General features: G+C 68.6%; 17 protein-coding genes. 13 read left to right on the top strand and 4 right to left on the bottom strand.

Annotated features, from left to right (window positions below):
- Positions 1-141 precede the first annotated feature (141 nt).
- The 5 genes from IFJ75_RS07825 to IFJ75_RS07805 all read left to right on the top strand — a co-directional run bounded on the left by IFJ75_RS07825 (position 142) and on the right by IFJ75_RS07805 (position 6,369).
- Positions 142-1,140, top strand: coding sequence for a mechanosensitive ion channel family protein (locus IFJ75_RS07825; RefSeq protein ID WP_207932027.1), 999 nt, complete (start codon positions 142-144; stop codon positions 1,138-1,140).
- Between the two features lie 105 nt (positions 1,141-1,245).
- Positions 1,246-1,941 (top strand): hypothetical protein, encoded by a 696-nt coding sequence (locus tag IFJ75_RS07820; protein ID WP_207932026.1) that lies wholly within the window; start codon positions 1,246-1,248, stop codon positions 1,939-1,941.
- 78 nt (positions 1,942-2,019) lie between these two features.
- On the top strand, positions 2,020-2,319 hold the full coding sequence (locus IFJ75_RS07815) for an FAD assembly factor SdhE (RefSeq protein ID WP_207932025.1): 300 nt from the start codon (positions 2,020-2,022) through the stop codon (positions 2,317-2,319).
- On the top strand, positions 2,320-5,757 hold the full coding sequence (gene mfd, locus IFJ75_RS07810) for a transcription-repair coupling factor (protein WP_207932024.1): 3,438 nt from the start codon (positions 2,320-2,322) through the stop codon (positions 5,755-5,757). It begins immediately after the preceding gene.
- An 84-nt stretch (positions 5,758-5,841) separates the two neighbouring features.
- Positions 5,842-6,369, top strand: coding sequence for a hypothetical protein (locus IFJ75_RS07805; RefSeq protein ID WP_207932023.1), 528 nt, complete (start codon positions 5,842-5,844; stop codon positions 6,367-6,369).
- Between the two features lie 9 nt (positions 6,370-6,378).
- On the opposite strand, the gene IFJ75_RS07800 is transcribed toward IFJ75_RS07805, so the two are convergent.
- The gene (locus tag IFJ75_RS07800) at positions 6,379-7,722 is read right to left on the bottom strand and encodes a diguanylate cyclase domain-containing protein (RefSeq protein ID WP_207932022.1); all 1,344 of its coding nucleotides are present in this window, start codon (positions 7,720-7,722) and stop codon (positions 6,379-6,381) included.
- A gap of 194 nt (positions 7,723-7,916) precedes the next feature.
- Between IFJ75_RS07800 and IFJ75_RS07795 the strand changes: the two genes are divergently transcribed.
- A complete protein-coding gene (locus IFJ75_RS07795; protein WP_225897044.1) occupies positions 7,917-8,870 on the top strand; it encodes a YihY/virulence factor BrkB family protein in 954 nt (317 codons plus the stop codon).
- Here IFJ75_RS07795 and IFJ75_RS07790 read toward each other — a convergent pair.
- Both IFJ75_RS07790 and IFJ75_RS07785 read right to left on the bottom strand, forming a co-directional pair.
- Positions 8,836-9,078: a sulfurtransferase TusA family protein gene (locus IFJ75_RS07790; RefSeq protein WP_207932021.1), complete on the bottom strand. Its 243-nt coding sequence runs from the start codon at positions 9,076-9,078 to the stop codon at positions 8,836-8,838. The two genes, IFJ75_RS07795 and IFJ75_RS07790, sit on opposite strands and share 35 nt — an antisense overlap.
- Positions 9,075-9,566: a CinA family protein gene (locus tag IFJ75_RS07785; RefSeq protein ID WP_207932020.1), complete on the bottom strand. Its 492-nt coding sequence runs from the start codon at positions 9,564-9,566 to the stop codon at positions 9,075-9,077. The genes IFJ75_RS07790 and IFJ75_RS07785 overlap by 4 nt, the downstream gene beginning before the upstream one ends.
- 85 nt (positions 9,567-9,651) lie before the next feature.
- Here IFJ75_RS07785 and IFJ75_RS07780 point away from each other — a divergent pair, with 85 nt between their 5' ends.
- Positions 9,652-11,970, top strand: a complete 2,319-nt coding sequence (locus IFJ75_RS07780) for a fused MFS/spermidine synthase (protein ID WP_207932019.1) — start codon at positions 9,652-9,654, stop codon at positions 11,968-11,970.
- Positions 11,971-11,988: 18 nt separating this feature from the next.
- On the opposite strand, the gene IFJ75_RS07775 is transcribed toward IFJ75_RS07780, so the two are convergent.
- Positions 11,989-13,152, bottom strand: coding sequence for a bifunctional 2-C-methyl-D-erythritol 4-phosphate cytidylyltransferase/2-C-methyl-D-erythritol 2,4-cyclodiphosphate synthase (locus tag IFJ75_RS07775; protein WP_207932018.1), 1,164 nt, complete (start codon positions 13,150-13,152; stop codon positions 11,989-11,991).
- A gap of 63 nt (positions 13,153-13,215) precedes the next feature.
- On the opposite strand from IFJ75_RS07775, the gene dusB reads away from it, so the two are divergent.
- The 6 genes from dusB to hflX all read left to right on the top strand — a co-directional run bounded on the left by dusB (position 13,216) and on the right by hflX (position 20,721).
- The gene (gene dusB / locus IFJ75_RS07770) at positions 13,216-14,280 is read left to right on the top strand and encodes a tRNA dihydrouridine synthase DusB (RefSeq protein WP_207932017.1); all 1,065 of its coding nucleotides are present in this window, start codon (positions 13,216-13,218) and stop codon (positions 14,278-14,280) included.
- On the top strand, positions 14,277-16,562 hold the full coding sequence (locus tag IFJ75_RS07765) for a sensor histidine kinase NtrY-like (RefSeq protein WP_207932016.1): 2,286 nt from the start codon (positions 14,277-14,279) through the stop codon (positions 16,560-16,562). Before dusB ends, IFJ75_RS07765 begins: the two co-directional genes overlap by 4 nt.
- Positions 16,563-16,571: 9 nt before the next feature.
- Entirely contained in the window at positions 16,572-17,981 is a 1,410-nt protein-coding gene (gene ntrX / locus IFJ75_RS07760) for a nitrogen assimilation response regulator NtrX (RefSeq protein WP_207932015.1), read from the top strand.
- Complete coding sequence (locus IFJ75_RS07755) at positions 17,981-18,844, top strand: D-amino-acid transaminase (RefSeq protein ID WP_207932014.1); 864 nt, start codon at positions 17,981-17,983, stop codon at positions 18,842-18,844. Before ntrX ends, IFJ75_RS07755 begins: the two co-directional genes overlap by 1 nt.
- A 130-nt stretch (positions 18,845-18,974) precedes the next feature.
- Positions 18,975-19,220: an RNA chaperone Hfq gene (gene hfq / locus IFJ75_RS07750; protein ID WP_131249128.1), complete on the top strand. Its 246-nt coding sequence runs from the start codon at positions 18,975-18,977 to the stop codon at positions 19,218-19,220.
- A gap of 187 nt (positions 19,221-19,407) precedes the next feature.
- Entirely contained in the window at positions 19,408-20,721 is a 1,314-nt protein-coding gene (hflX, locus tag IFJ75_RS07745; RefSeq protein WP_207932013.1) for a GTPase HflX, read from the top strand.
- Position 20,722: the final 1 nt, after the last annotated feature.

Raw genomic sequence — 20,722 nt, 5'->3', positions numbered from 1 at the left:
GCGGGGCGGGGCCGAACCCTAGACGCCTTGGCCATATCCGCTCCCGGTGAAGGCTGTCCGGACGTTCGGGGTTTCAACGGATGGGGTCGGCCGCGCGCCCCGACGATTGTGTTGGTCTCCACCGCCGAAAGATCGCCCCTCATGGACAAGCCGTCTCCGTTCGACGCCGTCGGCAACTGGCTGTCCGCCCGCGACTGGACCGATGCGGGGCTGCATCTGGCGGCGGCCCTCGCCATCCTGGTCGGCGCCTTCCTGCTGTCGAAGCTGATGCGTGTCGCGCTGGATCGGCTGCGCGGCCGGCTGACCGTCAGCGCCCCGGCGATTTATATGGTGGAACAGATCGGCGGCTATCTGATCCTTCTGGTGGGGGCGCTGATCGCCGTCTCGACCTTGGGCGTGGACCTGGCCTCCCTGGCCATCTTCGGCGGGGCGGTCGGCGTCGGCCTGGGTCTGGGGCTTCAGGGCATCGTTAAGGAGTTCGTCTCCGGTCTGGTGCTGATCTTCGATCCGGCCATCCAGGTCGGCGACTACATCGAGGTGGACGACAGCGTTCGCGGCGAGATCGTCGAGATCGGTCCGCGCGCGACCCGCCTCAGGACCAACGACGATCTGAACGTGGTCATCCCCAATTCCAGCCTGATCCAGAACCGGGTCACCAACTGGACCTACAACACCACCTCCCGCCGGATGCATGTGCCCTTCTCAGTCGCGGAGGAGAGCGACATCGCCCGGGTGCGTGACGTGGTCCTGGCCGCCGCCACGGCCCTGCCGTTCACCCTTGCCAATGACGATGTGCACAAGAACCAGGTCTGGCTGACCGACTTTTCGGGCGGCAAGCTGGACTTCGACCTGGTGGTCTGGCCGGCGCCGGAATCGTCGCGCCATCCGCGCGCCATGCACGCCGCCTACACCTGGGCGATCTATCGGAGCCTGGTCGAGGCCGGCATTCGCGCGGCCGATCCGAGGATGGACATCCGCCTGACCGAGTCGGAGACGAGCAAGGCGGTGACCGCCCGGCCTCACCCTTCGAGCCGTCCGACCGAGAATGACGCAGCCAGCGCCGTCTATGACGACGCCGACCGCAGCCGCCGCCTCAGGGAGTCCGAACCCCGCAAGCGCGACCGGCCGGCTGCTGGGTGAGAGCGCTGTGAGGCGAAACCGCATCCGGAGAACGCGCACAGATTGCAAACGACGTTATGCGAGCGCAGGATCGCAACCGTCAGGACAGCACGAAGGGACTGGGGGATGTCAGTTTCGATTCTGCAGCAAAACCTTACCGACAAGGGCTATGACGTCGGCATCATCGACGGCAAGCTGGGCGCCCTGACTTTTCAGGGGTTGGCGGAATATGTGAGCAGCAATGTCGCCCCCGACGCGACCGGCGATCTGCTGGCCCTGGTCCTGCCCAAGGCCATGAGCCAGAGGCTGGAATACATCCATTTCTTCGCCCAGGTGTCCCACGAGAGCGGGTTCAAGCCGCAGTCGGAGAACCTCAACTATTCGGCGGCGGGGCTGCGGGCGACCTTTTCCAAGGCTCGCATTTCGGACGCCCAGTGCCAGAAGTTCGGCCGCACCGCGACCCGGGCGGCGGACAAGGTCGCTATCGCAAACACCATCTACGGCGGGACTTGGGGGGCGAAGAACCTCGGCAACACCCAACCCGGCGACGGCTATTGTTATCGCGGAAGGGGCCTGATCCAGCTGACGGGGCGTGCCAATTATCACGCCCTGGGCGCCAACTATGAGGTCAATCCGGATCTGCTGCTGACGCCGGCCGGATCGATCGCCGCGGCGGTGGATTTCTGGACCTCCAAGGGGCTGAACGCCCTGGCCGCCACGGACAGCGTCTCCAAGGTCACCCTGCGCATCAACGGCGGCGACAAGGGGTTGGCCGAGCGCAAGGCCCTGACGGACAAGATCAAGAAGATCTGGCCGGCGTAATCCTCTGGCAGCAGGCGACCGTTCCTGACGTCGGCACGGCTGGCGGCGCGGCGCGGCGCTCGCTATATCCCGCGCCTCATGACTGATGACCGTGACCAGACCCGCCTGTCTCGCGCGCGCTTTCGCGCCTGGCGTCGAGGCTTCCGTGAAGCCGATATGGTGCTGGGGCCGTTCATCGAACAGGTTGGGCCCGGGCTGACCGACGCCGAGATGACCGAGTTCGAGGGCCTGCTGATGCAGGACAACGATCACGAGCTCTACAGCTGGATCATCGAGACGGCGCCGACGCCGCCCGAGCACGAAACGCCGCTGATGGCCCGCATCCGGGCCTTCGTGAAGGAACATGTCTCCCACGCCGTCCAGCAGGGGATCGGCTGAGTGGCGCGTCAGGATATCGAACTGGGCGGGGTGCCGGAGGGTCTCGACGCCCTGACCGTGGCCGAACGGCTGACGAAGTCCGGCGGGACGGCCGTCTTCATCGCCCGCGACTACCAGCGCGCCGGAAACTTCGCCCAGGCTTTCCGGTTCTTCGCCAAGGACGTTGAAGTTCTCGAGTTTCCCGCCTGGGACTGCCTGCCCTACGACCGGCTCAGCCCGACGTCGTCGGTGTCGGCCGAGCGGATGGCGGCGCTCACCGAGCTGGCGGGACGGCCAGCGCGCTCGCCCAAACCCCTGTTGGTCGTCACCACCATCGCCGCCGCCATGCAGCGCACCCCGCCGCAGGAGGTCACCGCCTCGGCCGGATTCGACGCCGCCGTGGGCCGCGACCTGGACCAGTCGGCGCTCGAGAAATACTTCACGACCAACGGCTATATGCGCGCCTCGACCGTCAACGAGCGCGGCGAATACGCCGTGCGCGGCGGAGTCATCGACGTCTATCCGCCGGGGTTCGAGGAGCCGGTGCGGCTCGACATGTTCGGCTCGGAGCTGGAGTCGATCCGCACCTTCGACCCGGCGACCCAGCGGTCGACCGGCCAGCGCAAGAAGATTTCCCTGTCGCCGGTGTCCGAGGCCCTGCTGGACGCCGAGACCATTTCGCGCTTCCGCACCGGCTATCTGGGCCTGTTCGGCGCGGGCGGGGACGACCCCCTCTATGTCGCCGTCTCCGAGGGCGCGCGGCGTCAGGGGATGGAGCACTGGCTGCCGCTGCTCTATCCGAACCTGGAGACCCTGTTCGACTATCTGCCGGACGATGCGTCGGTGTTCCTCGACAATCAGGCCGAAGCCGCGCGTGGCGAACGCTGGGCCCTGGCCAAGGACGCCTATGAGGCCCGGCGTGAGGCGTCGCTGGCCAAGGGCGGGGCCGCCAATCGCGCCCTGCCGCCGGAGCGGCTCTATCTTCCTGAGGGCGACTGGAACAGCGCGCTGGCGGGCCGCGACGTCCGCCGTCTGACGCCGTTCGACACGGCCGGCGAGGACGCCGGCGGGCGGCTGGGCCGGACCTTCGCCGCCGAACGGGCCCAGGACAGCGTCAATCTGTTCGAGGCCGTGGCGAACCATGCGGCGGCCTTGAAGGGGGAGGGCAAGCGCGTCCTGTTCGCCAGCTGGACCGAGGGCTCGTCCGAGCGTCTGTCGGTCATGCTGGCCGACCACGGGCTGGATCACGTCGTCGCCGTGCGCGACTGGGCCGACGTCCAGTCGGCGCCGAAGGACCTGTATCTGCGCGCCGTCCTGCCGGTGGAGCACGGCTTCACCACGGACAGTCTGGCGGTCATCTCCGAGACCGACATGCTGGGCGATCGGCTGGCGCGGCCCAAGCGCAAGCGGCGTGCGTCCAACTTCCTCGCCGAGGCCTCGGCCCTGACGACGGGCGATCTGGTCGTCCACCTTGATCACGGCATCGGCCGCTACGAGGGGCTGAAGACGCTGGAGATCCAGGACGCCCCGCACGACTGTCTGGAGCTGCAGTACGCGGGTGATTCCAAGCTGTTCCTGCCGGTCGAGAACATCGACCTGCTGACCCGCTACGGCACGGATTCCGAAGACGTCCAGCTGGACCGTCTGGGCGGCGCCGCCTGGCAGGGGCGCAAGGCCAAGGCCAAGGCCCGGCTGCGCGAAATGGCCGAGGGGCTTATCGCCCTGGCGGCGAAGCGCGCGCTGCGGGTCTCGGACGCCATCACCCCTCCGCAGGGGCTGTTCGACGAGTTCTGCGCCCGCTTCCCATACGAAGAGACCGACGATCAGCTCAACGCCATCGGAGACGTGCTGGAGGATCTGGGCAAGGGCACGCCGATGGATCGTCTGATCTGCGGCGACGTCGGCTTCGGCAAGACCGAGGTGGCCCTGCGCGCCGCCTTCGTGGTGGCCATGAGCGGCCAGCAGGTCGCCGTCGTCTGTCCGACCACGCTTCTGGCGCGACAGCATTTCAAGACCTTCTCCGAACGCTTTGCCGGCTGGCCGATCACGGTGCGCCACCTGTCGCGCATGGTCACGGCCAAGGACGCGGCGGAGACCCGCAGCGGATTGAAGGACGGGTCGTTCGAGATCGTGGTCGGCACCCACGCGGTCTTGGCCGAGCAGGTCGGGTTCAAGGATCTGGGCCTCGTGATCGTCGACGAGGAGCAGCATTTCGGGGTCAAGCACAAGGAGAAGCTCAAGAGCCTGCGCGCCGATGTGCACCTGCTGACCCTGACGGCGACGCCCATTCCGCGCACCCTGCAGATGGCCTTGTCGGGCATCCGCGAGATGTCGATCATCGCCACGCCGCCGGTCGATCGTCTGGCCGTGCGGACCTATGTCACGCCCTGGGATCAGGTGCTGATCCGCGAGGCCCTGCTGCGGGAGAAGTATCGTGGGGGTCAGGCCTTCTACGTCTGTCCGCGCCTGTCGGACCTGCCGGACATCGAGAAATTCCTGAGGGAACAGGTGCCCGAGATCAAGTTCGTGGTCGGTCACGGCCAGATGTCGCCGACCCAGCTGGAAGACGTGATGAGCGCCTTCTACGACGGCGAATACGACCTGCTGGTCTCGACCACCATCGTCGAGAGCGGCATCGACATTCCGACCGCCAACACCCTGATCGTGCATCGCGCCGACATGTTCGGCCTGGCCCAGCTGCACCAGATCCGCGGCCGGATCGGGCGGTCCAAGGCGCGCGCCTTCGCCTATCTGACCACCGATCCGAAGCGGCCCCTGACCCTGTCGGCCGAGCGGCGTCTGCAGGTGTTGCAGTCGCTGGACAATCTGGGCGCCGGCTTCCAGCTGGCCTCGCACGATCTGGACCAGCGCGGCGGCGGCAATCTGCTGGGCGACGAACAGTCGGGACACATCCGCGAGGTCGGGGTCGAGCTGTACCAGCAGATGCTGGAAGACGCCGTGGCCTCCCTGCGTGAAGCGGGTGAGGAAGTCGTCGACCGGGGCTGGTCGCCGGCCATCAACGTCGGCGCGGCCGTCTTGATTCCAGAGAATTACGTCCCGGACCTCAACGTCCGTCTGAGCCTGTATCGCCGTTTGTCGGACGCCGAACGCACCGAGGAGCGCGAGGCCCTGGCCGCCGAACTGATCGACCGGTTCGGCCCGCTGCCGGACGAGGCGAAGCAGCTGCTGCGCATCGTCGGCATCAAGGCCAACTGCAAGACGGCCTGTATCGAACGCATCGACATCGGACCCAAGGGCTGTGTCCTGACGCTGCGCAACAACAGCTTCCCCAACCCGATGGGGCTGGTCGGCCTGATCCAGAAGAACCACGCCTTCTGGAAGATCCGTCCGGACCAGAAGATCGTCGTCATGGGCGACTGGCCGACGCCGGAGGACCGTCTCAAGGTCGCCGAACGCATCACCGCCGATCTGGCGCGGGTGGCGGGGGCGGGGGCCTAAGGCGGGGTACTGGGGGCACGCCGGAAGCTCTTGTCGGCGAACCGTTGGTTGCTAAGGTCAAGCTTCGGACAACGGAGCTTCAGCATGCGCACCGGATCGGCCAAAGTAGTCGCGACCGCGATTGTGTTGCTCTGTGGTGCGGCTTCGCCCGTTTTGGCGGCGGAACCACAGGAGGCCGCGACATGTGAGCTCGGGTCGTCTGTCTGGCTCGGGGAGCTTTACCATACGCTCAGCGCTCGGGCGATCGAGATGGTCGCTCGGGCGAGGCAGCCGGGCTGGGCCAGCGATGAGCGACTTGTGGAACTTGTGGCTCCTGGGGCCGGGTTTACGTTGGTCATCGGCGATGTCTCGGATGCGCCGGCGGCTGAGGGTGTCCCCGCCGCCCACGAATTCGCGAGCCGATTGGGGTTCGAAAAGTTTCGGTATGGCAGCCGGGCCGGAATCCCGATCCGGGTGAACGGATGCGACGCTTACGACGTCGAGATCGAATTCTTCGATGCGGAAACGGCAGACAATGTGACCGTCAGGTTCAAGATGTCGCAAGGCCGCGTGGTCAGCGCCGAGGGCTGGAACGGCTTCTTCACCGAAGGTCGAGTGTCGCCGACTTCCTGACCAAGGCGTCTAGGCTTGATGCGCCTGAGCCGCCGCGCGGGCCGCCTCGTGCTTGCGGCGCGACAGGTCGGCGGAGGCGCGTTCGAGGACGGAGGCGGGGCTTTCGCCGGGGGAGACCTCGGCCGAGCCGACGTCGAACTCGACCACGAAGGGCGAACGGTCGGGGCCGGCGTCGAAGGCGGTGCAGCCCACGACGGCGGCGATACGCTCTGCGGCCAAACGTCCGGCGGGGCCGGGGGTGGCGGGCAGGGCGAGGGCGAAGACCTCGGGGGCGAGCAGGGCGGCGGTGTCCTCGACGCGCACCAGACGCGAGACCATGGCGCCGATCTGCGGCATGGCGCGGTCCAGCCAGCCGCCGGCGCGGGCATGGGCCAGGCTGTCGCTGTCGGCGACGCGCAGGACGCAGACCGACAGGGCCCGGCGGCGCGACTTCGCCCCCTCGGCCAGCCGGGCGAGGTGGGCGGCGAACAGTTCGCGGGTGAACAGGCCGGTCGAGGAATCCATCAGGCCGGAGCCGCGCGCGGTCTCCAGCGCCTTGCGGATCGCCTGATGCCGGCGGTGCGAGGCGGCGAGGCCCAGGACGCGCGAGGCGGTCTCGGCCTCGGGCGTATCGGCGGCGGCGATGTCGGCGAAGCCCCGGTTGTAGAGCTCGGCCAGATTGATCTCGCCGGCGCTGCGCAGATAGAGGATCAGGGGGATGTGATAGAGGCGGGTGTTGCGCTTCATCCCCGCCGCGATCGACAGAGCGGGCGCATGGTCGGGGGCGCCCCACAGGACCGCCGCGTCGAAGGCGGCCTCATGCAGATAGTCGAAGGCCGTATAGGGCGTCGGCGCCGCCACCACCTCGGCTCCCGCCGCCGTCAGGGCGTTGGACAGGGCGATGAAGCGCGGATCGGCGCCGCCTGCGACCAGAATCTTGAGCGGGGCGGGGTCGGGTTGGTCTGCGCTCAGGGTGGCGCCGTGCAGGGCGAAGGTGGCCTGGCGCAGGCGGAACTCTTCCTCGGCGATGGCGGCGCGCATCAGGTGTTCGATGCGCAGGGCGGCCTGGGCCGGATGCGGCGGTTCGGACATGGCCAGGTCGACGCCGGACGCGTCGGCGTTCTGGCCGATGGCGATGATGGACAGGCGCCGGTCGCCGGCGGCTTCGCGCAGCAACTGGGCGATTTCGGGGAAGCCGGGATGGCTGGCGTCCAGAACGGCGGCTTCAAGGGTGAAGTCGTCGAGGGCGGCGACGGCGGCCGGAGCCGACCGCGCGGTCAGGGTCCGCCAGCCCAGGGCGTCGAGGCCGCGGCACAGCGGCCCGACCAGATCGTCCGTCTCAGCGACGACCAGAACGCGAGGATCGGGGCCCAATTAGTCGTCTCCTAAGCCTCGCAAAACCACGGGTTTATACCCCGCGCGAAGTCGGCGGACCATAACGATGGCCGCCCCGCCGACGCAACGGCAATGCAGAGCCGTAGGGGGAAAACTTTGTACGACTTTCGTACGCTTCCCTCGCGGGCGTTTTCCGCTAAGAGTCGCCTGCTTAATAGTGCGGTGGGGCCGGCTTGAGCGGACAGACGACAGACGTCGAGACCGAAGGTCACACGGGCAGGCTTTCTCCGGTCTTCTGGGGCAAGCTGGCGGTTCGGGCCTTCACGCGCAGCTGGGGCCGCGACGTGATGCTCTATACGGGCGGGGTCTCCTTCTTCGCCCTGCTGGCGGTGTTTCCGGCGATCGCCATCCTGATCGGTTTCTACAAGGCCGTGCTGTCGATCAGCCAGGTCAGCGAACAGGCCGTGGCTCTGGCCGACATGCTGCCCCATGCCGCCCGCGCCATCTTCCAGCAGGAGGTCGAGCGGCTGGCCAGTGTCGGGGCGCGCACCGTCTCGGCCCAGAGCGCCTTCGCCCTGTTCATCGGCGCCTATGCGGCGCATCGGGGGTTCAAGGCCTTGCTGGCCGGTCTGAACCTGATTCACGACGAGACCGAGCCGCACGGCTTCTTCAAATTCAATCTGCTGGCCTTCTTCGTGGCCCTGTTCGCCTTCGTCCTGTTCACCGTGGTGTCGGGCGCGGTCGTGACCTCGCGGCTGATGGAGCATACGGCGACGACGACGCGCGGCCATGCCCTGCCGATCGACGGTCTGTGGCCCGCCCTGGGTCTCGCGCTCGGCCTGTCGCTGCTCTACCGCTACGCCATGTCGCACCGGACCAAGGTCGCCTGGGCGCCCTCGATCACCGGCGGGGTGGTGGCGACCGTCATGTCGATGATCTCGTCATGGCTCTGCGCCATCTATGTCGAGCAGGTGGCGTCGCTGGGCGCGACCTATGGCTCGGTCGGCGCCGTGGTGGTGCTGCTGATATGGCTGTCGTGGAACATCAACGCCATCTTCTACGGCGGCGCCTTCGCTACCGAAATGGAGATCGCCTGGCGCGCGCGCGGCAAGCCGGACGCCCAGCCCGAAGGCGGCGACGCCGGCCGCGTCGTCAGCCTGTCGGAACGGCGCCAGTCTCGACGTTGAGGCTGAGGACGCCGTCGGCGTCCGAGATTTCGATCACCCGGCCGCCCAGTTCGCTCATCAGGAACGGCACGTCGATCCGCGCCATGGGGTCGGTGGCCAGAAGGGTGGCGCGGGTTCCGGGCGGCGCGCCCTCCAGCGCCTTCCTGAGCCGCAGCGACGGCACCGGGCAGCGATGGCCGCGGGCGTCGATGAGAACGGGGGGGATCATGCAGTCAGCCGCGACAGCAGGATCGTCAGGGCGACCTTGACGCTCTCAAGTCGCACCGCCTCGCGGCCCAGGTCGCCGAAGCGATGCTCCTGATGCACCACCCCCGCCGCATCGGCTGCGGCGAAATGGACCAGGCCGACCGGCTTTTCCGCCGAGCCGCCGCCGGGTCCGGCGATGCCGGTGATCGAGACGGCGAGGCCGGCGCGAGACTGGGCCACGGCGCCGACCGCCATGGCTCGCGCGACCGGCTCGGACACGGCGCCGTGGGTCGCGATCAGATCCATGGGCACGCCCAGCATCTCGTTCTTGGCCTCGTTGGAATAGGTGACGAAGCCCCGGTCGACGACGGCGGAGGACCCCGCGACCGCCGTCAGGGCGCCCGCCACCAGGCCGCCGGTGCAGCTCTCGGCCGTGGCGATCATCATCTCGTTCTCCAGGGCGGCGGTGATCACAGCCTTTGCCAATGCCTCAATCTCTTCGGGAAACATTGTCCTATCCGAACCACTTGCGAGTCGGCCTAGGGTGACGACAGACCGCCTGTCTGTCGACCGGCCGAACCGTGACGGAGCGCCTATGACCGACACCGATATCGACAGCGTCGCCAGCGAACCCATGCGCAATCCGGCGCCGGTCCTGTTCGCCGTGGCCATCTTCACCTCGGCGGCCCTGGTCTTCGTGGTCCAGCCGATGGTCACCAAGCTGGTGCTGCCGATGCTGGGCGGGTCCCCGTCGGTGTGGAACACCTCGATGGTCTTCTTCCAGACCGCCCTGCTGGCCGGCTACGCCTACGCCCACGCCCTGCAGCGGCTGAAGGCGGTGCGATCGCAGCTGGCCATTCACCTGGCGCTGCTGCTGCTGGCTGGACTGTTCCTGCCGCTGAAGATCAGCGGCCTGCTGGGCGAGCCCAATCCGGCGGCGCCGATCGGCTGGCTGCTGGCCACCCTGACCCTGTCGGTCGGGGCGCCGTTCGCGGTGCTGTCGGCGACCGCGCCCCTGCTGCAGGCCTGGTACGCGCGGGTTCGCGCCGGTCATGCGGACGGCCAGAACCCCTATGTCCTCTATGCCGCCTCCAACCTCGGCAGCTTCCTCGCCCTGCTGGCCTATCCGGTCGTGATCGAACCCCTGATGTCCCTGTCGGGCCAGAGGGCGAGCTGGAGCGGCGGCTATGCGACCTTCATGCTGCTGATCGTGGCCCTGGCCTGGCTGGTCTGGCGTCGGCGGCTGGACGATGCGGTGGCCTCAGAGCCTGGGGCCCTGCCGGCCAGTCCGGCCATCCCCTGGCGCGAGAAGGCGGTGCTGGTGCTGCTGGCGGCGGGACCGTCCAGCATGATGCTGGGGGTGACGGCCCATCTGTCGACCGACGTGGCCTCGGCGCCCTTCCTGTGGGTGATCCCGCTGGCGCTGTATCTGCTGACCTTCGTCATCGCCTTCCAGAACAAGCCGATCATCCCGCTGCCGATCACCCTGATGATCGCGGCGGCCGTGGGCATCGTCTGCATCGCCTTCACCGCCTCGCGGTCGGGCAACTGGGCGATGATGTTCGGCCTGCATCTGTCGGCGTTCTTCTTCCTGGCCCTGATGTGTCACCAGCGGCTGGCGGCGCGGCGGCCGGCGCCGGACCGGCTGACGGAATTCTATCTGCTGATGTCGCTGGGCGGGGTGGTCGGGGGCGCCTTCACGGCCCTGCTGGCGCCCGTGATCTTCAGGACGGTGCTGGAGTATCCGCTGGTGCTGGTCCTGGTCGGGCTGGCGCGGCCCAGCAGCAGGACGCCGATCCGCAAATGGGAGGTCTATACGTTTGTCGCGGCCGTTCTGATCTGTCTCGCGCCCATCGTGCTCAAGGGGGTGTTCGACGCCAACTGGGACCTGGCCTGGGCCTGGAGCCGCAACGTCAATGTCTCCATGGAGCAGACGACCCAGCTGATCCTGATGTTCGCGATGATCGCCGCCTTCATGATCCGCGACCGGATGCCGGCCTATGTGATCATCAGCGCCCTGATCGCCATCGTCACCCTGTCGATCGGCCGGGGCTATGACTGGGCCCTGACGGAGCGCAGCTTCTTCGGCGTCATGCGGGTGGCGGACCAGACCGACGACCGGCTGGGCGGCAGCGTCCATGTGCTGATGCACGGCACGACCCTGCACGGGGCCCAGCCGCGCGATCCGGCCTTCGCCTGCAAGCCGACCCTCTACTACGCGCCGGCGACGCCCATTGGCCAGGTGACGCAAGCCGTGCAGAGCCGCGCCTGGGGTATCCGTATCGGGGTGGTGGGGCAGGGGTCCGGCGCCATGGCCGGTTACAAGCGCGCCGAGGACCGGCTGACCTTCTTCGAGATCGATCCGATGGTCGATCGGCTGTCGCGCGATCCGAAATGGTTCAGCTTCATCAACGGCTGCGCGAAGCAGAACGGGCCGGGCGGGACGATCGACACGGTGCTGGGCGATGCGCGGCTGTCGCTGGTCAAGCAGCCGGCGGGGACCTACGACCTGTTGCTGATCGACGCCTTCTCATCGGACTCGGTGCCGACCCATCTGCTGACGGAAGAGGCCATCGCCGGCTATCTGAGGCTGCTCAAACCCACCGGCGTCGTCATCCTGCACTTGTCGAACCGCAACCTCGACATCACCGGCCCGGCCGAGGCGGCGGCAAGGGCGCTGAAGGCCCCGCACCTGCACCAGATCTATTTCGAGGACCAGAACGCGCCCGACATGGCCGAGGCCTCGACGGAGGTCCTGATCCTGTCGCCGACGGAGGAGGGGCTGGCCGAGTTCACGGCGGACCGACGCTGGGAGAACCTGCCCGATCCGAAGGTGCGGCCCTGGACCGATGACTATGTGAACCTGTTCGGCTCCCTGTGGCGGCACCTGAAGGCGCAGTGGGAACAGCCGTAGGGGCTCAGGAGGCTTTGTTCAGGCGGCGGGCAGCTCGATCGTCGCGACGGCCTGGGCGGCCAGGCCTTCGCCGCGACCGGTGAAGCCCATGGCCTCGGTGGTCGTGGCCTTCACGCTGACGGCGTCGAGCGGCAGGGACAGGATGGCGGCGATGCGTTCGCGCATGGCCTGACGGTGCGGCTTCACCTTGGGTCGCTCGCAGATCAGGGTCACGTCGACGTGGACCATGCGGCCGCCGCGCGCAGTGACCTTCTCGGCCGCATATTCGAGGAAGCGGTCGGACGACGCGCCCTTCCACTTCGGGTCGGTGGGCGGGAAGTGGTCGCCGATGTCGCCGTCGCACAGGGCGCCGAGGATGGCGTCGGTCAGGGCGTGCAGGCCGGCGTCGGCGTCCGAATGGCCGATCAGGGTCTGGTCGTGGGGAATCTCCACGCCACACAGCCAGACGGAGCCGCCGGGACCCCAGCGGTGGGCGTCGAAACCGGAGCCGACGCGGGTCTGCATACGGGTTTCAGATGCGATCAGGGCCTCGGCCATGGCGAAATCCTCGGGGAAGGTCAGTTTCATCAGTCGCGCGTCGCCCTCGACGACCACGACCTTGCCGCCGTCGGCCTCGACCACGGCGCAGTCGTCGGTGGGGCTCCCGGCGGAGGTCCAGTTGGCCCAGGCGGCCTCGAGCCGGTCGCGGCGGAAGGCCTGGGGCGTCTGGGCGCGCCACAGGTGGTCGCGATCGACCGTGCCGGTGATGGCGTCGCCTGAAGTCTTTTTCAGCGTATCGGCGACGGGCAGGGCGGGCAGGGCGCCGTCGGCGGTGTCCAGCGCGGTCAGCAGGCGTCGGATCACGGCCTCACCGAGAAGCGGCCGGGCGGCGTCGTGGATCAGGACGATCTGGTCGGCGGGGCCGGTGAGGCTGGCCAGTCCGGCGCGGACCGAGTCGGCCCGGGTCGCGCCGCCGGTGACGGAACGCCAGCCGGTCAGGCCCGAAAGCGCCGCCGCCGCCGCCTCATGCCCGTCCTCGGAGACCACGACCGCGACATCGTCCGCGCCCGCCGCCAGCAGGGCCTCGACGGACCAGCGCAGCACGGGTTTGCCGCCTAGCAGCCGCCACTGTTTCGCGATACCGGCAGGGTTAGCGGCTCTGGAGCCGGTTCCGGCGGCGACGACGATGGCGGCGAATGTCATGGCGGCCTTCTAATCGCCCCGGTTCGGCTTGACGAGAGGGGCTGAAGACGGCGGAAAGGGCCGATGACGGACAGTTCGCGCAACATTTTGCAGATCGGCGACGTCTTGATCGCCGGCCGGGTGCTGATGGCGCCGATGACGGGGGTCACCGACCTGCCGTTCCGTCTGCTCGCCTCGAAACTGGGCGCGGCCTATGTGGCGACCGAGATGGTGGCCTCGGCCGAGCTGGCGCGCGGGCGGCCCGATGTGGTGCGGCGCGCGGCGGTCGGCGGCGGTCTGCCCCTGACGGTGATCCAGCTGGTCGGCCGCGATCCCGGCGCGATGGCCGAAGGCGCGCGCATGGCCGAGGCGGCCGGCGCCGACATCATCGACCTGAATTTCGGCTGTCCGGCCAAGGAGGTCACGGGCGCGGCCTCGGGCTCGGCCCTGATGCGCACGCCCGACCTGGCCTCGCGCCTGATCGCCGCCGCCGTGGGCGCGGTCAGCCGCCCGGTGACGGTCAAGATGCGCCTCGGCTGGGACGACGACAGCCGCAACGCCGCCTGGCTGGCCAAACGGGCCGAGCAACTGGGCGTCGCCGCCGTGACCGTCCATGGCCGCACCCGCCAGCAGTTCTATACCGGCGTCGCCGACTGGGACGCTGTGGGCGAGGTCAAGGCGGCCGTCGGCATCCCGGTCATCGTCAATGGCGACATCATCACCGCCGGTCAGGCGCGCGAGGCGCTGGAGCGGTCCGGTGCCGACGCCCTGATGCTCGGCCGGGGCGTCTATGGCCGTCCCTGGCTGGCGGCCCATCTGGACCGCGCCCTGGCCGACGGAACCGAGCTGGAGGAGCCCGGGCCGGAAGAGCGTCTCGCCATCGTCGCCGAGCATCTGAGGGCCTCGGTCGCCTTCTACGACGGGCCGGTGGGGCTGAAGATGTTCCGCAAACATCTGGGCTGGTATGTCGAACAGGCGCCCTGGCCCGCCGACCCGGCCGAGCGGCGTGCGGCCAAGTCGCGGCTGTGTCGGCTGGACGATGCCGAGGCCGTGATCCGGGAGCTGAAAAACCTTTGGTTACCGTTGGCTCATTTCGGCAACTCGCCTGTTGAGTTTTCGCCACAGCTGGTCGAAGCTGATGCGGCATGACGGACACACCCGCCTCCCTGCCGGGCGCCGATAATGACGCAGCCCTGACGGCGACCGAGACCGAGCCCAGCCTCTGGGCGCGGTTCGCGGCCGGACGGGCGCGCGCCCTGTTCGGCGCGGCTTACGGCGGTGCGGTCATCGTGGCGGCGGCGGCGATCTGGCTGGTGGCCATTGCGCCCGGCGCCACGGCCGATGGCGGGGCCCGCGCCATCGCCGGTCAGGCCGTGCTGCTGATCCTTCTGGCCAACCTGCTTCTGATCGGGGTTCTGGCGGTCATCATCGGAGCCCAGGTGATGCGGCTGGTCCGCGTCCGGAACACCGATCCGGGCGCCCGACTGCACCTGCGGTTCGTGGCCCTGTTCTCGCTGGTGGCCGTCGTGCCCGCCATTCTGATCGCCCTGGTGTTCGGGGTGCTGGTCAACAGGGGCGTGGACCAGTGGTTCAGCCGCAACGTCCAGGACGCCGTCGATAACGGCGCCTCGATCGGCAAGGCCTATATCGCTGACGTCGGCGGCCGCATGACCCGCGACCTCGGCGCCATGTCCAACGAGCTGGGCGGGGTGCGGCAGGTCTTCGACAACCGCATCCAGTTCACGGGCGCCCTGACCCAGATCGCCGACTTCTTCGGCTATCCGGCGGTCTATATTCTGAACGGCGAGGGCGAGGTTCTGGCGCGGGGCGAACTGCCCGAGGCGCCGCCCTATGTCGCCCCGCCGCTCTCGGCGCTGGAGATCGCCGCCGAGGGGCAGGACGCCCCGGTTCAGGTCACCGAGAACCCCGACACCGTCCGCGCCCTCTATCCGCTGCCGGGCTATGGCGACGCCTATCTCTATGTCGTGCGACCGCTGGCGCCGGGTCTGGTGGCCCAGATGCGCGCCGCCGTGCAGTCGATCCAGGGCTATCGCGAGGCCGAGGAGAGCCGGGCCCGCATCCAGTCGGCCTTCGCCCTCAGCTATCTGGAGACGGCGCTGCTGGTGCTGGTCGGCGCGGTCTGGCTGGGCATGTCGGCGGCCAGCGCCATCTCCGGCCCTATCGGCCGGCTGATCAAGGCCGCGGATCAGGTGGCAGGCGGCGACCTCAGCGCCCGCGTCGACAACCAGGGCGCTCCCGGCGAGATCGCCGACCTGTCCGAGGCCTTCAACCGGATGACCGGCGACCTGGAGCACCAGCAGGCGGCGCTGAAGACGGCCAGCGAGGACGCCCAGTCCCGCACCCTGTTCATCGAGACCGTGCTGTCGGGCGTCAGCGCGGGCGTCATCGGTCTGGACCGGCGCGGCCGGGTCTCGGCCATCAACGACAGCGCCCTGCAGTTGCTGTCGATCGACGAGTCCGAGGTTCACGGCAAGCCGCTGGCCCAGGTGGCGCCGGAGCTGTCCGAACTTGTCGGCCGGGTCGAGGCCCATATCGAAGAGGACATCGACGTCGCGCGCGAGGGCGAGACCCGGCGTCTGCGCGTCCGCATCGAGGGCGGGCAGGGCGGCGAGATGGTCCTGACCTTCGACGACATCACCCGTCTGGTCACCGCCCAGCGCAACGCTGCCTGGCGCGACGTGGCTCGCCGCATCGCCCATGAGATCAAGAACCCCCTGACCCCGATCCAGCTGTCGGCCGAGCGGCTGCGGCGCAAGTACCGGGCGCGCATCGGCGACGACGTCGAGGTCTTCGACCGCTGCACCGACACCATCATCCGCCAGGTCGGCGACATCGGCCGGATGGTCGACGAGTTCTCGTCCTTCGCCCGGATGCCGACGCCGCGCTTCACGGCCGAAAGCCCGGCCGAACTGCTGCGCGAGGCGGTCTTCGCCCAACGGGTCGCGGCGCCCGACATCGCCGTCGAACTGGTCGAGCCCTTGCCGAATGTGAAGTTCCAGGCGGACGGGCGCATGGTCGGCCAGGCGCTGGCCAACATCCTCAAGAACGCCGGCGAGGCCGTCGCCGCGCGCCGTCTCGGCACGCCCGACGCGGTCGAGAACGCGCCCGCCATCATCGCGAAGCTGTCGGTCGACAACGGTTTCGCGACCTTCGCCATCGAGGACGACGGCAAGGGTCTGCCGGTGCGCGACCGCGACCGCCTGACCGAGCCCTATGTCACCACCCGCGAGAAGGGCACCGGCCTCGGCCTCGCCATCGTCAAACGCATCTGCGAGGACCATGGCGGCGAGCTGAAGCTGGCCGACGCGGAGACCCTGCATGGCGCGCGGGTCTGTCTGATCTTCCCCCTGAAACCCCACCCCAAGGCTGCCGACGACGCCCGCGCGTCCGGTGTGGTCGCGGCCGAATAGCGAGGCGATATGCGTTCAACTGGCGCTGACATCCTGATCGTCGATGATGAGGCGGACATTCGCGAACTGGTCTCGGGCCTGCTCGAGGACGAGGGCCACGGCGTACGCGTGGCCTCCAACGCCGAGGAGGCCCTGGCGGGCATCCGGGCGCGCAAGCCCACGCTCCTGGTGCTCGACATCTGGATGCAGGGCGGGGGCATGGACGGGCTGGAGCTGCTCGACATGGTCAAGGCGCTGGACGCCGACCTGCCGGTCGTCATGATCTCGGGCCACGGCAATATCGAAACCGCCGTCAGCGCCCTGAAGCGCGGCGCCTATGACTTCATCGAAAAGCCGTTCAAGTCGGACCGGCTGGTGGTGGTCATCGAACGCGCGCTGGAGGCCGCCAGCCTGAAGCGCGAGAACCGCCGCCTGCGCGCCCAGGCTTCGGTGCCGACCGGCCTGATCGGACGTTCGGCGGCGGCCCAGGCCCTGCGCTCGACCATCTCCAAGGTCGCACCGGCCAACAGCCGTGTCCTGATCTCGGGTCCGCCCGGATCGGGCAAGGAGCTGGTTGCGCGCCAGATCCACGAGGCCAGCCCGCGCGGCCGTGGCGAGTTCGTCGCCATCTCCGCCGCCGGCATGACCCCGGAACGGCTCGACGTCGAACTGTTCGGGGAGGAGGGCGCCGACGGCCGTCCGCGGAAGATCGGCGTGTTCGAGCGCGCCCACAACGGAACCCTGTATCTCGACGACGTCGGCGACATGCCGCGCGAGAGCCAGAGCCGCATCCTGCGCGTCCTCGTCGACCAGCGCTTCCGCCGGGTCGGAGGCGAACAGGACGTCCAGGTCGACGTCCGCGTCGTCACCTCGACCTCGCGCGACCTGAAGGTCGAGATCACTGAGGGCCGGTTCCGCGAGGACCTGTTCCACCGCCTGAACGTGGTGCCGATCCGCGTTCCACCGCTGTCGGAGCGCCGCGAGGACATCTCCGAACTGGTCGACTATTTCATCGACACCCTGTCGAGCTCGCAGGGTCTGCCGCGCCGGCGCATGGGCGACGACGCCGTCGCCGTGCTGCAGGTCCATCCCTGGCCGGGCAACGTCCGCCAGCTGAGGAACAATGTCGAGCGGCTGCTGATCCTGGCGACCGGAGACCTCAACGACCCGATCAGCGCCGAGATGCTGCCGCAGGAGGTGGCCTCGTCCAACTCCGGCGCCTCCATGGGGGCGGAGCGCACCATCGCCCTGCCGCTGCGCGAGGCGCGCGAGGTGTTTGAGCGTGAGTATCTGGCCGCCCAGATCATGCGCTTCGGCGGCAATATCTCGCGCACCGCCGCCTTCATCGGCATGGAGCGCTCGGCCCTGCACCGGAAGCTGAAGTCGCTGGGCGTGTCGCCGTCGCGCGGCGGCGAGGACGACGAAGGAAGTCTGGACTGATGTCACGCGTCGCCTACGTCAACGGTCAGTACCAGCCGCACGGACAGGCCACGGTCCATATCGAGGATCGCGGCTTCCAGTTCGCCGACGGCGTCTATGAGGTCTGGGCCGTGTTCGACGGACGGCTGGCCGACTACGAGGGCCATATGACCCGGTTGGGCCGCAGCCTGTCGGAGCTGCGCATTCCCGCCCCGATGACGAAGGAGGCGTTGACCCGGGTCCTGCGCGAAACCATCCGGAGGAACCGGGTGCGCGACGGCCTGGTGTATCTGCAGATCACGCGCGGCACGGCCCGACGCGACCACGCGTTTCCCGCCGAGGGCACGCCGCCGAGCGTCATCGTCACCGCGAAAAACCTGAACTACCCGCGATCCGAGGCCCAGGCCGCGAAGGGCGTCGCCGTGGTCACCCAGCCGGACATCCGCTGGGGCCGTTGCGACATCAAGACGGTGGGCCTCTTGCCCAACGTCCTCGCCAAACAGGCGGCCAAGGAACGCGGCGCCGCCGAGGCCTGGTTCGTCGACGAAACGGGTCTGGTCACGGAAGGCTCCTCGACAAACGCCTGGATCGTGGATCAGGACGGCAAGCTCAGGACGCGGGATACGCAGGCCAACATCCTGCGCGGCGTCACCCGCGCGGCCGTGCTCGACATCCTCGCCTCCGAGGGCTTCGAACTGGACGAACGCCCGTTCAGCGTGGACGAGGCCAAGGCGGCCAGGGAGGCCTTCTACACCTCCGCCAGCGGCTTCGTGACGCCCGCGATCTCGATCGACGGGGCGAAGATCGGCGACGGCAAGCCGGGCCCGGTCGCGACCAGACTGAGGGCGCGATATATTGAAGCGGCGCGGCGCGACGCCATTTAAGCGACTGATTAAGCTATTCCGGCGGTTGCGGCGGCGGTTCGCTGGCGTCTAAGGTGACCGGGCCGGGCGCTTCGATCCGGTCCCCGTTCTCCCCGGCGGGCGTAACAAGCAAGAACAGGACTAACCTGCCATGTCGCAAGACAAGCGTCAGAACCTTCAGGACACCTTCCTCAACTCGGTCCGCAAGACCAAGACCCCGCTGACGATCTTCCTCGTGAACGGCGTCAAGCTGCAGGGCATCGTGACCTGGTTCGACAACTTCTGCGTGCTGCTGCGCCGCGACGGCCAGTCGCAGCTGGTTTACAAGCACGCGATCTCGACCATCATGCCCTCGGCCCCGGTCCAGCTCTACGAGCCCGACGCCGACGAGGACTGATCCTTTCGGCCGGGAGGTCGTGGGTGTTTCGGTGAATAGTGCTAGTGAGCGAGGGGTGAGCCGATGCGGGGCACGCCTTCGCCTACTATATGGGCTAGTGCGCCAGATATGGTCGAGCGGGGCGTCGCGGTCGCGCTCACCCCTCGCTCACTAGCACTCTTCACCCTTTCCGAGTTTCAGAGACCCTTTGACTTCAAAACTGATCGACCATTCCGTTCCCCTGATCCGCGCGATCGTCATCCATCCGGACGGGCGCAGCGAAAGCTCCCGACTGGCGGAGGAACGGCTGGAAGAGGCGGCGGGCCTGGCCCGCGCGCTGGACCTCGACGTGCGCGCCGAGGAGATCGTGCGCCTTCGAAAGACGACCCCCGCCACCCTGTTCGGCGCGGGCAAGGTCGAGGAGCTGGCGGCCCTGGTCCGTGCGGCCGAGGCAGAGGCCGTGGTCGTCGACGACCAGCTGACCCCCGTCCAGCAACGCAATCTGGAGAAGGCCTGGGAGTGCAAGGTCATCGACCGCACCGGCCTGATCCTCGAGATCTTCGGCCGTCGCGCCCGCACCAAGGAAGGCCGGCTGCAGGTCGAACTGGCCCGGCTCGACTATGAGCGCTCGCGCCTGGTCCGCACCTGGACCCACCTTGAGCGGCAACGCGGCGGCACCGGCTCGACCGGCGGCCCCGGCGAAACCCAGATCGAACTCGACCGCCGCCTGATCGCCGACCGCATCGTCCGTCTGAAGGGCGAGCTGGAGGAGGTGCGCCGCACGCGCGGCCTGCACCGCAAGCAGCGGCAGAAGGCGCCGTTCCCGACCATCGCCCTGGTGGGCTACACCAACGCGGGCAAGTCGACCCTGTTCAACCGGCTGACAGGGTCGGAGGTCCTGGCCAAGGACCTGCTGTTCGCCACCCTGGACACCACCCAGCGCACCATCCGCCTGCCGCAGGGCCGGCCGGCCATCGTGGCGGACACCGTCGGCTTCATCTCCGACCTGCCGCACGAACTGGTCGAGAGCTTCCGCGCCACGCTGGAAGAGGTGGGCGAGGCCGACCTGATCCTGCACGTCCGCGACATCGCCTCGCCGGACAGCGCGGCCCAGGCCAAGGACGTCGAGCAGGTCCTCAAACAGATCGAGATTCCCGAGGGCAAGACGCGCCGGGTGCTGGAGGTCTGGAACAAGACCGACCTGCTGGACGAGGAGGCCCGTGAGGCCGTTCTCGGTCAGGCGGAACGTCTGGCGGCCGAGGGCAAGGCCGTCGCGGTCTCGGCCTGGACCGGGGAGGGGATCGAACCTCTGCGTCACGTCATCACCACCCTGATCGACGACGATCCGGAGACGCGGTTGACGCTGCAGCCGGAGCAGGGCGACGCCCTGGCCTGGCTGTATCAGCACGGGCGGGTCACCTTCCGCGACACCGACGACGAGGGCCGCACCCATGTCGTCGTCCGTCTGGCTCCGCAGGCGCTGGGCCGGTTCGAGCGCCTCTATCCCGATATGGGCGCCTGAC

It is taken from the genome of Brevundimonas goettingensis (assembly GCF_017487405.1).
Lineage (GTDB): Bacteria > Pseudomonadota > Alphaproteobacteria > Caulobacterales > Caulobacteraceae > Brevundimonas > Brevundimonas goettingensis.
The sequence above is the reverse complement of the archived record's forward strand: the minus strand, read 5'-3'. Positions and strand labels throughout refer to the sequence as shown.